We start from the raw sequence: 13,264 nt of genomic DNA on the forward strand, positions 1-13,264 counted from the left end.
GTCAGCCGACCGGACCGACAACCCCCTTGCGGAGGATGACGTTCGCAAAAAGCGCCGTTTCGGAGGTCGCCACGATGGCATGTGCCGCCCGGATGCGGGGATAGAGCGCCTCTCCCGACAGGGCCACAACCGCCAAGCCCGGCGCCATCCGGGCAAAGAGCGCGTCGATCTGGCGGTGAATCTCATCTTTTTGCACAGGATCGTTGTTCAGACTGGCGCGGAACAGCGCAGCCGGAACCGCAAGGTCCAGCGGCATCACCGTCAAGACCGCTTCAACCACCGCGAGCACCCCGTGCCCATCGGCACGGACCAGCCGACGCGCGTGGTCCACGGCTGGATAGTTGCCGTCCACGATGGCAAGCTCATCCCCGTGTCCCATGCCGCGCAGGGTCGCAAGGAAGTCGGGCCCCAAAAGGGGTGGAATACCGATCAGCATGGCCTCCCCCTCCTCCCGGGTCTGGCGCGACGAGAGCATCTGCCCCGATCATCCAGCCCAGACTGCGGCCGGATGCCGCGCCTGTCAATAATAAATCAGAGTGATTTAATTATCTTGACGCAAGGCAGGGAATCAGCTTTTCTACCCTCGTCGCAGGGGCTTTTCGGCCCGGCGCACGGATTTCGAAACGGGGGCACAAACGCCCTCACCTTGGGAGGAAGACCATGAAGATCATCACCAAAGCCCTTCTGGGCGCAGGCGCGCTTGCCTTGTCGGCCGGCTTCGCCTCGGCACAGGACGGCATCTCGGCCTGCCTGATCACAAAGACCGACACCAACCCCTTCTTTGTGAAGATGAAGCAAGGCGCCGAGTCAAAGGCGGCTGAACTGGGCATCACGCTCAAGTCCTATGCCGGCAAGGTCGACGGCGACCACGACAGCCAGGTCGCTGCGGTGGAAAGCTGCATCGCAGACGGCGCCAAGGGCATCCTGATCGCCGCTTCGGACACCAAGGCCATCGTCGGCCCGCTGGCCAAGGCCCGCGAAGCTGGCCTGCTGGTCATCGCTCTCGACACGCCCCTCGACCCGGCGGACGCCGCTGACGCGACTTTCGCCACCGACAACCTGGAAGCCGGTCGCCTGATCGGTGCCTGGGCTGCCGCGACGCTGGGGGCTGAAGCTGCCAACGCCCGGATCGCCTTCCTGAACCTGACCCCGTCCGAGCCGACCGTCGACGTCCTGCGCAACCAGGGCTTCATGATGGGCTTCGGCATCGACGTGAAAAACGCCGCCGACATCGGTGACGAGGATGATCCGCGCATCGTCGGTCACGACGTGACCAACGGCAACGAAGAAGGTGGCCGCAAGGCGATGGAGAACCTTCTGCAGAAGGACCCGGGCATCAACGTCGTCCACACCATCAACGAACCCGCCGCCGTGGGCGCCTACCAGGCGCTGAAGGCTGTCGGCATGGAAAGCCAGGTCCTGATCGTTTCGGTCGACGGCGGCTGCCCGGGCGTCGCTTCGGTCAAGGACGGCGTCATCGGCGCCACCTCGCAGCAGTATCCGCTTGCGATGGCCGCTCTGGGCGTTGAAGCCATCGCCAAGTTCGCCGCTGACGGCACCAAGCCGGCGCCGACCGAAGGCAAGGACTTCTTCGATACCGGCGTTTCGCTGGTGACCGACAAGCCGGCCGAGGGTGTGACCTCGATCGACACCACCAAGGGCACCGAGCTCTGCTGGGGCTAAGGTCTGACCAAGGCATGACCCGCCGGTAGCGGCGGGGACGGGAAGGGCGGCCACGTGCCGCCCTTTCTTCAAGCCGCAGGTTGAGGCAGGATGAACAGGACCAATGGGGAGGGGACCAGAGGCATGACCAAAGCACAGGACTTCGAAAGCGCCACCAAGGGCGCGGACCAGAACGTCGCCCACTTCGAGGAACGAAAGTCGGCCTTGTCCCGGCTGCAGCACCTCTTGCACGGCAATCCGGCCCTGGTGCCGCTGATCGTCCTTGTCGGACTGATCGCCTTCTTCGGCATCTTCGCGGGCGACCGGTTCTTCAGCGCCTACACGCTGACGCTGGTAATGCAACAAGTCGCCGTGGTGGGCATCCTTGCCGCCGCGCAGACGCTGGTTGTGCTGACGGCCGGCATCGACCTCGCCATCGGCGTCATCATGGTCTTTTCCTTCGTCATCATGGGCAATCTGGTCCTGACCGACGGCTCGCCCGGCGATTTCGCGGTGCCCGCCGTGCTGGCGCTGCTGGCAGGTTTCGTGGTGGCCGCCCTTTGGGGCTTCGTGAACGGCAACCTCGTCGCGCGCCTCAAGCTGCCGCCGTTCATCGTGACGCTAGGCACCTGGAACATCATCATGGCGATCTGCCTGATCTATTCAGAAAACGCCACGATGCGCGAGGCGGACCTGACCGCCCAGACCCAGCTTCTGCACATCTTCGGCCAGAACTTCCGGGTCGGGCCCGCCGTCGTGACCTACGGCGTCGTGGCGATGATCCTCCTCTATATCGCGCTTTGGTTCATGCTGAATCACACCGCCTTCGGCCGCCACATCTATGCCGTGGGCGACGACCCGGATGCGGCCGAACTGGCGGGCATCAGCACCAAGAAAGTCCTGGTCGGGGTCTACACACTTGCGGGCGTCATCGCGGGCCTGGCCGCCTGGGTGTCGATCGGCCGCAATGGCTCGATCTCGCCGTCGACCGTGGTCACCGACTTCAACCTTCAGGCCATCACCGCGACCGTGATCGGGGGCATCTCGCTCTTCGGCGGGCGCGGCTCGATCCTGGGGGTGCTCTTCGGCACGCTCATCGTCGGCATCATGTCGATGGGCCTGAACATGATGAACGCGGACCCGCAATGGAAGGTTCTGCTGACCGGCGTGCTGATCATCGCCGCTGTCGCAGTCGACCAGTGGATCCGCAAGGTATCGGCCTGAGGGAGGACATCATGGAACCCATTCTGACCGCACGCGGGCTGGTAAAGCGTTACGGCCGCGTCACCGCGCTGGACAACTGCGACTTCGAGCTGATGCCAGGCGAAATCCTCGCCGTCATCGGCGACAACGGCGCGGGCAAGTCCACGCTGATCAAGGCGATCTCGGGCGCGGTGATCCCCGACGAGGGCGAGATCCGCCTGGAAGGCCAGCCGATCCAGTTCCGCACCCCGATCGAGGCGCGCAAGGCCGGGATCGAGACGGTCTACCAGACCCTCGCCATGTCCCCGGCACTGTCCATCGCCGACAACATGTTCATGGGCCGCGAGATCCGCAAACCCGGCATCATGGGCTCGGTCTTCCGCCAGCTTGACCGGCCGAAGATGCAGGCCTTCGCACGGGAAAAGCTGAACGAACTTGGCCTGATGACGATCCAGAACATCAACCAGGCGGTCGAAACGCTTTCGGGTGGCCAGCGTCAGGGGGTGGCCGTGGCCCGTGCCGCTGCCTTCGGCTCGAAGGTGGTGATCCTGGACGAACCCACGGCAGCCCTTGGCGTCAAGGAAAGCCGCCGCGTGCTGGAGCTGATCCGCGATGTCCGCAGCCGCGGCATCCCGATCATCCTGATCTCCCACAACATGCCGCATGTGTTCGAGGTCGCGGACCGCATCCACATCCACCGGCTTGGCCGCAGGCTTTGCGTGATCAAGCCCTCAGACTATTCGATGTCGGACGCCGTGGCCTTCATGACCGGCGCCAAGGTCCCGGAAGGCGTGGCCGAGGTCGCCTGACCCCTCCTGCGGCAGCCCGGACCAGGGGCTGCCGCTTGGTTTTCCGCTGAACCGACCACGGGCGCACCCCGATGCGCCCTGTCCGCGGCAGCCCGGCCGCGGGGGCTCGATGCCCCCAAGGGCGGTCTCCCGCTTGAAATCCCGTCGAAATGTGCGCTATCGCGACGCAAGGGGCTTGAAACCCTTGACGCAAGGCCCAAAATCGCTCGAAACCCGCCGCGACGCGACCGATAACCAACAACCAGCCGCCACGACGAGGAATCCCCACCGCATGTCCCTAGCCCTGATCGCGGCGCTGCCCTTCCTTGGTGCGCTCCTTCCCGGCCTGATGATCCGTGCGGGACGCAATGCCTGCGCCGCGGCGACGGGGGCGGTGACGCTTCTGGCGCTCATCCTTCTGGCCCTGCAGGCCCCCGCCGTCCTGCGCGGCGAGATCGTGCAGACCCGGATCGAATGGCTGCCCGCGCTTGGCCTGAACGCCAACTTCTTCCTTGACGGCCTGGGCCTGATGTTTGCGGGCCTCATCCTCGGGATCGGCCTCCTGATCATCCTTTACGCCCGGTTCTACCTGGCGAAGTCCGACCCGATGGGGCAGTTCTTTACCTACCTGCTGCTGTTCCAGGGCGCGATGGTGGGGATCGTGCTGTCCGACAACATCCTGCTCCTTCTCGTCTTCTGGGAACTGACCTCGCTCTCGTCCTTCCTGCTCATCGGCTACTGGAAGCACCTCCCCGAAGGCCGCCAGGGCGCCCGGATGGCGCTGGCGGTGACGGGCGGCGGCGGCCTTGCGATGATCGCGGGGATGCTGATCCTGGGCAACATCGCCGGCAGCTACGACCTGACGGTGATCCTGCAGAACAAGGAGGCGATCCAGGCATCGCCCCACTACCTGCCGGCCCTGATCCTTATCCTGCTTGGCGCCTTCACCAAGTCGGCGCAGTTCCCGTTCCACTTCTGGCTTCCGCACGCGATGGCCGCGCCAACACCCGTGTCGGCCTACCTGCACTCGGCCACGATGGTAAAGGCGGGGATATTCCTGATGGCGCGGATGTGGCCGGTCCTGTCCGGCACTTTCGAGTGGTTCGTGATCGTTGCTTCGGCGGGCCTGATCACGATGGTCATGGCCGCCAAGATCGCGCTCTTCAAGGACGACCTTAAGGCGCTTCTGGCCTTCTCCACGGTCAGCCACCTTGGCCTCATCACCATGCTTCTGGGCTTCGGCACGCCCGAGGCCGCGACGGTGGCGATCTTCCACATCCTGAACCACGCCGCCTTCAAGGCCGCGCTCTTCATGACCGCAGGCATCGTCGACCATGAGGCGCACACCCGCGACCTCAAACGCCTTGGCGGCCTCCGGCGGCTGATGCCGGTGACCTTCGCCATTGCTGCCATCGCCTCGCTGTCGATGGCGGGCATCCCGCCGCTGAACGGGTTCCTGTCGAAAGAGATGATGCTGGAAGAGGCCGCGCATGTCGCCTGGCCGAACGCCTGGCTTGTCGGCGTCCTGGCCACCATCGGCGCGCTCTTTTCGGTCGCCTACTCGTTCCGCTTCCTGGCGCATGGTTTCCTTGGCCCCGTGCGCGACGACTACCCGCACAAACCGCATGACCCTGGTTTCGGCCTCTGGGCCGCACCGGCGCTGCTGGCGGTGCTGGTCGTGCTGGTCGGCCTCATGCCGAACACGATGATCGGCTGGCTTCTGAACCCGGCGGCCTCGGCGACCACCGGGCGCGGCATCTTCACCAACATCTACCACTGGCACGGTCTCCAGGCCGCCGCGCTCTGGATGTCGGTGGCGGCCATCGGCGGCGGCCTTGTCCTGCTGGGCGCCTACCCCCGATTGCGTTCCCTCTGGGACGCCACGCCGCGGCCCGAGGCGAAGCGCATCTTCGACGGTCTCATCGAGCCCCTGGCCGACGCCGCGCGTCAGGTCACCGACAGCCTGCACAACGGCCGCTTCAGCCGCAGCATGGTTGTTGCGGTTGTAGGGATCGGGGTCCTGGCGACGCTGGCCTTCCTGACCGCCACGCCGCACGCCCCTGGAACGCGCCCGATTCTTCCGGTGGACCCGTTGGTCCTGTGCCTTTGGCTGGTCCTTGTCGTCGCAGCCTTTGCCGTGCCGTTCCTCCACCGCAACCGCCTTGTTGCGCTGCTTCTGACCGGCGTTGTCGGCCTGCTGATCGCCCCGATGTTCGCGATGTTCTCCGCGCCCGATCTGGCCCTGACCCAGCTGTCGGTCGAGGTTGTGACCCTTCTTCTCATGCTGCTCGCACTGAATTTCCTGCCGAAGGAGACTCCCGTCGAAAGCCGCCTGCCGCGGCGCCTGCGCGACGCCGCCGTCGCAGGGATGGCCGGGCTTGGCATCGGGGGTCTCGCCTATGCCATGATGACCCGACAGCCCGCCTTTGACCGGATCTCGGCCTTCCATTGGGCCCAGTCCAAGCCGGGTGCGGGGGGTACCAACGCCGTCAACACCATCATCGTCGACTTCCGTGGCTACGACACCTACGGCGAGATCATCGTGCTCGGCATTGCCGCCCTGGTGATCTATGCCCTGTCCGAGGCGCTTCTGCGCAACCCGGCCGTTACCGCACGCCTTGCCTCTCTGCCGAAAGAGCGGGAAGCCGGCGACCGCCACCCGATGATGCTGGTCGTCGCAACCCGCCTTCTTCTGCCGATGGCGATGATGGTTGGCGTCTACATCTACCTGCGCGGCCACAACATGCCCGGCGGCGGCTTCGTCTCGGGCCTGGTCTTCGCCATCGCCTATCTGATGCAGTACATGGCCTCCGGCTATGACTGGAGCCACGCCCGCCAGCGCTATGACCACCACGCGCTGATCGGCTGGGGCGTCCTGGTCGCCTCGCTGTCAGGGGTCGGCGCCTGGGCCTTCGGCTTGCCCTTCCTGACCTCTGGCTTCGAATACGTCCATCTCTGGCCGCTGGAGGAATTCGAACTGGCCACCGCCGCGATCTTCGACCTTGGCGTCTTCCTCTGCGTCCTCGGCGCGATCCTGCTGGCGCTGGCGTCGCTGTCGCGGTTGGCGCTGCGGACCGGCGAAGGCCCGAACACCACCGCCCATGACCTTGAGGAGACCCGCTGATGGAAGCCCTCCTCGCCTCGGCCATCGGCCTTCTCGCCGCTGTTGGCATCTACCTGACACTGCGGCTGCGCACCTTCCCCGTGATCCTGGGGCTGACCTTTCTCAGCTATGCGGTGAACCTGTTCCTCTTTACCGCCGGCAGGCTTGCCGTGAACGCCGCCCCGATCGTCGGCACCACCGACGCGCCCGCCGACCCCCTGCCTCAGGCCCTGGTCCTGACCGCCATCGTCATCTCCTTCGGGATGACCGCCGTCATCATGATCATGGCCATCGGCGGGCATCTGCAGGCCGGCCACGACCGCATCGACCTGGACGAGGACAAGGCATGAACCACTGGATCATCGCCCCCGTCGTCCTTCCGGCCTTCGTCGCCGCTTTGATGGTGCTCACCCTGCGCGGCCATCTCGCACTGCAGCGCATCGCCAGCCTGGCCGCCATCATCGCCCTGAACGCCATCGCGGTCGCCCTGCTGTGGTCCGCGACCATGCACGGCCCCGAGGCCTATTTCCTGGGCGACTGGCCCGCCCCCTTCGGCATCAGCCTCGTCCTTGACCGGCTTTCCGCGATGATGGTCGCCCTGCTTGCCGTCCTCGCACTCATCACCACGCTTTACGCCATCGGCTCGGGCTGGGACGCGAAGGGCGCGCATTTCCATCCGCTTCTGCAATTCCTCCTTATGGGCGTGGGCGGAGCCTTCCTGACCGGCGACGCCTTCAACCTCTTCGTCTTCTTCGAGGTCCTGCTCATCGCCTCCTACGGCCTGATGATCCACGGAGGAGGCGACCGACGCACCCGCGCCGGCATCCAGTACATCGCCTTCAACCTGGTCGGGTCGTCGCTCTTCCTCTTTGCGCTCGCGCTGCTTTACGGGGTCGCCGGCACCCTCAACATGGCCGATCTTGCGGCCAAGCTGCCCGGCCTGCCCGCAGGCGACGCCGCCCTCCTGCGGGTCGCCGCGGTGATGCTGATCCTGGTCTTCGCGATCAAGGGGGCCCTTGTGCCGCTGCAATTCTGGCTTCCGGGCACCTATGCCAACGCGCCTGGGGTGGTCGCCGCCCTCTTCGCGATCATGACCAAGGTCGGGGCCTATGCCACGCTGCGCTTCGTCACCCTGGTCTTTCCGACCGACCTGCCCGCGACCGGGACACTGATCCCCGCGTTCCTGCTGCCCGCCGCTCTGGTGACCCTGGCAATTGGCGCCCTCGGCATCCTTGGAGCTACGACCCTGCCGCGTCTGGCTGCCTTTGCCGCCATCGCCTCGATGGGGACGGCCTTCCTCGCCATCGCGCACATGACCCCCAGGGGCACCAGCGCCGCGCTCTACTATATCCTGCACTCGACGCTTGCGACGGCCCTGATCTTTCTCGTCGCCGACCTTGTTTCGCGCCGTCGCGCGCATCTGCGGCTGGATGCCCCGGCCCCTGTGGCGCAGAACGGCCTGATCGCAGCACTCTACCTTGCCTCCGCCGTGGCCCTGGCCGGTATGCCGCCGCTGTCCGGCTTCATCGGCAAGCTGCTGATCCTTGACGCCTGGCGCGATCAGGCCTTCGCGATCTGGCCCGCGGTTCTTGTCTCGTCCTTCCTGATGCTGCTTGGCCTGTCCCGCGCAGGCTCGCTCCTGTTCTGGAAACCGTCCGAATCCGAAGCGGTCGCGGACCCTGCTCCGCAAGAGCCGCTGGCCGTGACCGCCGCCTTCGCGCTTTTCGCTGCGCTCATCGCGCTGACACTGGCAGCGGGGCCGGTCACTGGCTGGCTTGACGGCACCGCCGCATCCCTGCATGACCCGGCCGCCTATATCGGCGCCAACCGTCTGGAGGTTGCGCCATGAGACGCCTCTTCCCTCATCCCTACCTGTCGCTGACCCTGATCGTGATGTGGTTCCTCCTGGTGAACCAGTGGAAGCTTGGCAGCCTGGTGATGGCGATCATCCTCGCCACGATCATCCCGCTTGCAACCTCGGCCTGGTGGCCCGACCGGCCCCGGGTCAAGCGGCCCTTCGCGCTGGCCGCCTACGCGATCCTTGTTCTCTGGGATGTCATCGTCGCCAACTTCCAGGTCGCTCGCATCGTCCTTTTCATGCCCCGCGACCGGATCCGTTCGGCCTGGATCACCGTGCCGCTCGACCTCACCTCGCCCGAGGCGATCTCGCTTCTGGCCGGCACCATCACCATGACACCCGGGACGCTGACTTCGGACATGTCGGCCTGCGGCCGTGCGCTCCTAGTCCACGCGCTGCATGCACCCGACCCCGACGCCGTCCGCGACCAGATCAAGGCCCGCTACGAGGCCCGCCTGAAAAGGATTTTCGAATGATCCTGCCCTACGCCCTGCTGTTCTTCCTTGGCTGCCTGACCCTTGCCTTCGCGCTGAACCTCTGGCGGCTCTTCTCGGCGCCGACCCTCACCGACCGCGTGGTGGTGCTGGACACGATGACCATAAATGCCATCGCTCTGGTCGTGCTTTACGGGATCTGGGCGGGCACCGGGCTTTATCTGGAGGTCGCCGTCCTTTTCGCCCTGACCAGCTTTGTCGGCACTGTGGCCTACTGCAAATTCCTTTTGCGCGGGAACATCATCGAATGACGCCCGCTCTGGACATGGCCCTCGACCTCTTCCTTTCCTCGATCCTGGTCGGAGGCGGCATCTTCGCCCTGGTCGGCTCCTACGGGCTTTTGCGCCTGCCGCGCCCGATGCAGCGGCTGCATGCACCGACGAAGGCCACCACCATCGGCGTTGGCGCGGCGCTGCTGGTCTCGGCGCTGGATCTTCTCGGCCAGGGCCAGGTCAGCTGGCAGGAACTGCTCATCACGGTATTCCTCCTGCTGACAGCGCCAGTTTCGGCCCTGTTCCTTGCCAAGACCCTGATCCTGAGGGGCGAGGCCGATCCCGACATCCCCGACAGCGGCACCGGCAAGCCCTGGGCCACTCTCGCGCCCGAGCGTCACGATTCCTGATTTTTGACCATACGGTCAGAAATCCGCAGCCCCGGCCCTTGCCCGACCGCGCCCCGCGTGGCATCGTCTGCGCGTCACCCTGGGGAGGCCCGATGAACACCCTGTCTCCGGCCCAAGCGGGCCTTCTGCCGCAGGTCACCCATGCCCGGAACCCCGGCATGGCGCTGGATCTGGACTGGGTCGCCTCGGTCCAGGCCAACACCTCGGCCATCGAACGCCGCGCCGCGACCCTGCCCGGTCGCCGTTCGGTGAAGAAGGACTACCAGGCCGCCTGGCTTCTCAAGGCGATCTCTCTCATCGACCTGACCACCCTGTCCGGTGACGACACCGCAGGCCGCGTCCAGCGCCTCTGCGCCAAGGCCCGCCAGCCCGTCGCGCCCTGGATGCTGGAGAAAATGGGAATGCAGGGCCTTACGGTGGGGGCCGTCTGCGTCTATCACGAGATGGTCGAACACGCCGTCCGGGCCCTTGAAGGCACTTCGATCCCGGTAGCGGCCGTCTCAACAGGCTTCCCCGCAGGCCTATCGCCCTACAGGCTCCGCATCATGGAGATCGGCGAAAGCGTTCGCGCCGGGGCGAAGGAAATCGACATCGTCATCTCCCGCCGCCACGTCCTGACGCAGAACTGGCAGGCGCTTTACGACGAGATGCGCGACATGCGCGAAGCCTGCGGCGATGCCCACGTCAAGGCCATCCTCGCCACGGGCGAACTGGGAACCCTGCGCAACGTCGCCCGCGCTTCCCTCATCTGCATGATGGCCGGGGCCGATTTCATCAAGACCTCCACCGGCAAGGAAACGGTCAACGCCACCCTCCCCGTCTCCCTCACCATGATCCGCGCGATCCGCGACTACGAAGCGCGAACCGGCTTCAAGGTCGGCTACAAACCCGCAGGCGGCATCGCCAAGGCCAAGGACGCCCTCGTCTACCTTTCCCTGATGAAAGACGAACTCGGCCACCCCTGGCTGCAACCCGACCTCTTCCGCTTCGGCGCCTCGTCCCTCTTGGGAGACATCGAACGCCAGCTTGAACACCACCTGACCGGCCACTACTCCGCCACCAACCGCCACGCGATGGGCTGACGAACCCCATGCCATTCATCTTTGCCCAAGTATCCCCGCCGGAGGCGCAGGCCAGCCAGAAGCCCGCCCCTGTGCAGCTGAGGACCCTGCCATGACCATCAAGGAAATCTTCGACAGCATGGCCTACGGCCCCGCCCCTGAATCCGCCGCCGAGGCACTCGCCTGGATCGCCAAGCACAACGGCACCTTCGGCCATTACATCGACGGCCAATTCACCACGCCGGGTGAGACGTTCACCACAACGAACCCCGCCACCGGCAAACCCCTCGCTGAAGTCACCCAGGGCACCGCCGACGACGTCACAAAAGCCGTCCAAGCCGCCCGCCGCGCCCACCCCAAATGGGCCGCCCTCCCCGCCCACAAACGCGCGCAAACCCTCTACGCCCTCGCGCGCCTCACTCAGAAACACGCCCGCCTCCTCGCCGTCCTGGAAACCCTCGACAACGGCAAACCGATCCGCGAATCCCGCGACATCGACATCCCCCTCGTCGCCCGCCACTTCTCCTACCACGCAGGCCTCGCCCAGCTCCTCCCCTCCGAACACCCCGACCTGACCGCCTTGGGCGTCTGCGGAGCGATCATCCCCTGGAACTTCCCCCTCCTGATGCTCGCCTGGAAGGTCGCCCCCGCCCTTGCCGCAGGCAACACCATCGTCCTCAAGCCCGCCGAATACACCCCCCTCACCGCCCTCCTCTTCGCCGACATCAGCCGCGAGGCTGGCCTCCCCAAAGGCGTCCTCAACATCGTCACCGGCGACGGCTCCACCGGGGCTGCCCTCGTGGACGCCCAAGTCGACAAGATCGCCTTCACCGGCTCCACCTCGGTCGGCAAACGCATCCGGCAAGCCACCGCAGGCACCGGCAAGGCCCTCACGCTAGAGCTCGGCGGCAAATCCCCCTACATCGTCTTCGACGACGCCGACCTCGATAGCGCCATCGAAGGCCTCGTCGACGCGATCTGGTTCAACCAGGGCCAGGTCTGCTGCGCCGGCTCCCGCCTCCTCGTCCAGGAAGGCATCGCCCCCCGCTTCTACGCCAAGCTGAAGCACCGGATGGACGGCCTCCGGGTCGGAGACCCCCTCGACAAGGCCATCGACATCGGCGCCATCGTCGACCCGATCCAACTCGACACCATCACCCGACTCGTCCGCGAAAACCCCGAGGGCGACCACTACCAGGCCCCCTGCCCCCTCCCCGCCCACGGCTCCTTCTACCCCCCCACCCTCATCACCGGCCTCGGCACCGCCTCCCCGCTGATGCAAGAAGAAATCTTCGGCCCCGTCCTCGTCGCCATGACCTTCCGCACGCCCGAAGAGGCCGTCCAACTCGCCAACAACACCAAATACGGCCTCGCCGCGACCGTCTGGACCGAGAACATCAACCTCGCCCTCGACATCGCCCCCAAGCTGAAAGCCGGAGTCGTCTGGGTCAACGCCACCAACCTCTTCGACGCCGCCGCAGGCTTCGGCGGCGTCCGCGAATCCGGCTTCGGCCGCGAAGGCGGATGGGAGGGCCTGATGGCCTACCTCAAACCCAGCCTCAAACCCGCCGCCCTCAAACCCGTCACCACCCCAGCAACCCCCACCGAGCCACAAGTCGACGCCCTCGACCGCACCGCCAAGATGTACATCGGCGGCAAGCAGGCCCGCCCCGACAGCGGCTACTCGCAACCGATCTGCAGCCCCAAAGGCAAACTCCTCGGCCACGTCGGCATCGGCAACCGCAAGGACATCCGCAACGCTGTCGAGGCCGCCCACGCCGCCAAATCCTGGGCCAAAACCACCGCCTACAACCGCGCCCAGATCCTCTACTTCATCGCCGAAAACCTCTCGGCCCGAGCCACCGAATTCGCCCAACGCCTGCAAGACCTTACCGGCAACCCCGGCCAGGCCGAGGTCGACGCCTCCATCCAGCGCCTCTTCACCTACGCCGCCTGGGCCGACAAATACGACGGGCACGCCAAATCCGTCCCCATCCGCGGCATCGCCCTTGCGATGAACGAACCCACCGGCGTGATCGGCGCGCTCTGCCCCGATGAGGCCCCCCTCCTCGGCCTAATCTCCCTCATGGCCCCCGCCATCGCGATGGGCAACACGGTGATCCTCGTCCCCGGCCAACTCCCCCTGTCGGCCACCGACTTCTACCAGATCCTCGACACCTCCGACGTCCCCGCCGGGGTCGTCAACATCGTCACCGGCCCCCCGCAAGACCTCGCCAAATCCCTCGCCGGCCACATGGACGTGGATGCCGTGTGGAGCTTCTCCTCCCACCCCCTCTCCGCCCTCATCGAGCGCGAGGCCGCAGCCAACCTCAAACGCACCTGGGTCAACCACGGCCGCGCGCGGAACTGGATGGGGGCAGAGGGCGAAGGCCGGACGTTCCTGTCCCAGGCGACCGAGATCAAGACGGTCTGGGTGCCGTATGGGGAGTGACGGCGGATACATCTTGCATTG

General features: G+C 66.0%; 12 protein-coding genes. 11 read left to right on the plus strand and 1 reads right to left on the minus strand.

What is annotated here, in order from left to right; all coding sequences use genetic code 11:
• Window position 1: 1 nt before the first annotated feature.
• Complete coding sequence (locus Q8M85_RS09400; RefSeq protein ID WP_305543416.1) at window positions 2-436, minus strand: RbsD/FucU family protein; 435 nt, start codon at window positions 434-436, stop codon at window positions 2-4.
• A 224-nt stretch (window positions 437-660) separates the two neighbouring features.
• Between Q8M85_RS09400 and Q8M85_RS09405 the strand changes: the two genes are divergently transcribed.
• The 11 genes from Q8M85_RS09405 to Q8M85_RS09455 all read left to right on the plus strand — a co-directional run bounded on the left by Q8M85_RS09405 (window position 661) and on the right by Q8M85_RS09455 (window position 13,243).
• Entirely contained in the window at window positions 661-1,683 is a 1,023-nt protein-coding gene (locus Q8M85_RS09405) for a substrate-binding domain-containing protein (protein WP_305543419.1), read from the plus strand.
• Window positions 1,684-1,806: 123 nt separating this feature from the next.
• A complete protein-coding gene (locus tag Q8M85_RS09410) occupies window positions 1,807-2,886 on the plus strand; it encodes an ABC transporter permease (RefSeq protein ID WP_305543422.1) in 1,080 nt (359 codons plus the stop codon).
• 11 nt (window positions 2,887-2,897) lie between these two features.
• A complete protein-coding gene (locus tag Q8M85_RS09415; RefSeq protein WP_305543425.1) occupies window positions 2,898-3,674 on the plus strand; it encodes an ATP-binding cassette domain-containing protein in 777 nt (258 codons plus the stop codon).
• A 271-nt stretch (window positions 3,675-3,945) separates the two neighbouring features.
• Window positions 3,946-6,777, plus strand: a complete 2,832-nt coding sequence (locus tag Q8M85_RS09420; RefSeq protein WP_305543428.1) for a monovalent cation/H+ antiporter subunit A — start codon at window positions 3,946-3,948, stop codon at window positions 6,775-6,777.
• A complete protein-coding gene (locus Q8M85_RS09425) occupies window positions 6,777-7,106 on the plus strand; it encodes a Na+/H+ antiporter subunit C (RefSeq protein ID WP_305543431.1) in 330 nt (109 codons plus the stop codon). Before Q8M85_RS09420 ends, Q8M85_RS09425 begins: the two co-directional genes overlap by 1 nt.
• Window positions 7,103-8,605: a monovalent cation/H+ antiporter subunit D gene (locus tag Q8M85_RS09430; RefSeq protein ID WP_305543433.1), complete on the plus strand. Its 1,503-nt coding sequence runs from the start codon at window positions 7,103-7,105 to the stop codon at window positions 8,603-8,605. Before Q8M85_RS09425 ends, Q8M85_RS09430 begins: the two co-directional genes overlap by 4 nt.
• Window positions 8,602-9,090, plus strand: a complete 489-nt coding sequence (locus Q8M85_RS09435; RefSeq protein WP_305543435.1) for a Na+/H+ antiporter subunit E — start codon at window positions 8,602-8,604, stop codon at window positions 9,088-9,090. The genes Q8M85_RS09430 and Q8M85_RS09435 overlap by 4 nt, the downstream gene beginning before the upstream one ends.
• Window positions 9,090-9,359, plus strand: coding sequence for a K+/H+ antiporter subunit F (locus tag Q8M85_RS09440; protein WP_305543952.1), 270 nt, complete (start codon window positions 9,090-9,092; stop codon window positions 9,357-9,359). Before Q8M85_RS09435 ends, Q8M85_RS09440 begins: the two co-directional genes overlap by 1 nt.
• Window positions 9,356-9,730, plus strand: a complete 375-nt coding sequence (locus tag Q8M85_RS09445) for a monovalent cation/H(+) antiporter subunit G (RefSeq protein WP_305543438.1) — start codon at window positions 9,356-9,358, stop codon at window positions 9,728-9,730. Before Q8M85_RS09440 ends, Q8M85_RS09445 begins: the two co-directional genes overlap by 4 nt.
• Before the next feature lie 92 nt (window positions 9,731-9,822).
• A complete protein-coding gene (gene deoC, locus Q8M85_RS09450; RefSeq protein ID WP_305543440.1) occupies window positions 9,823-10,812 on the plus strand; it encodes a deoxyribose-phosphate aldolase in 990 nt (329 codons plus the stop codon).
• Window positions 10,813-10,903: 91 nt separating this feature from the next.
• Window positions 10,904-13,243: an aldehyde dehydrogenase family protein gene (locus Q8M85_RS09455; protein ID WP_305543442.1), complete on the plus strand. Its 2,340-nt coding sequence runs from the start codon at window positions 10,904-10,906 to the stop codon at window positions 13,241-13,243.
• Window positions 13,244-13,264 lie beyond the last annotated feature (21 nt).

Source organism: Tabrizicola sp. (assembly GCF_030694085.1).
Lineage (GTDB): Bacteria > Pseudomonadota > Alphaproteobacteria > Rhodobacterales > Rhodobacteraceae > Tabrizicola.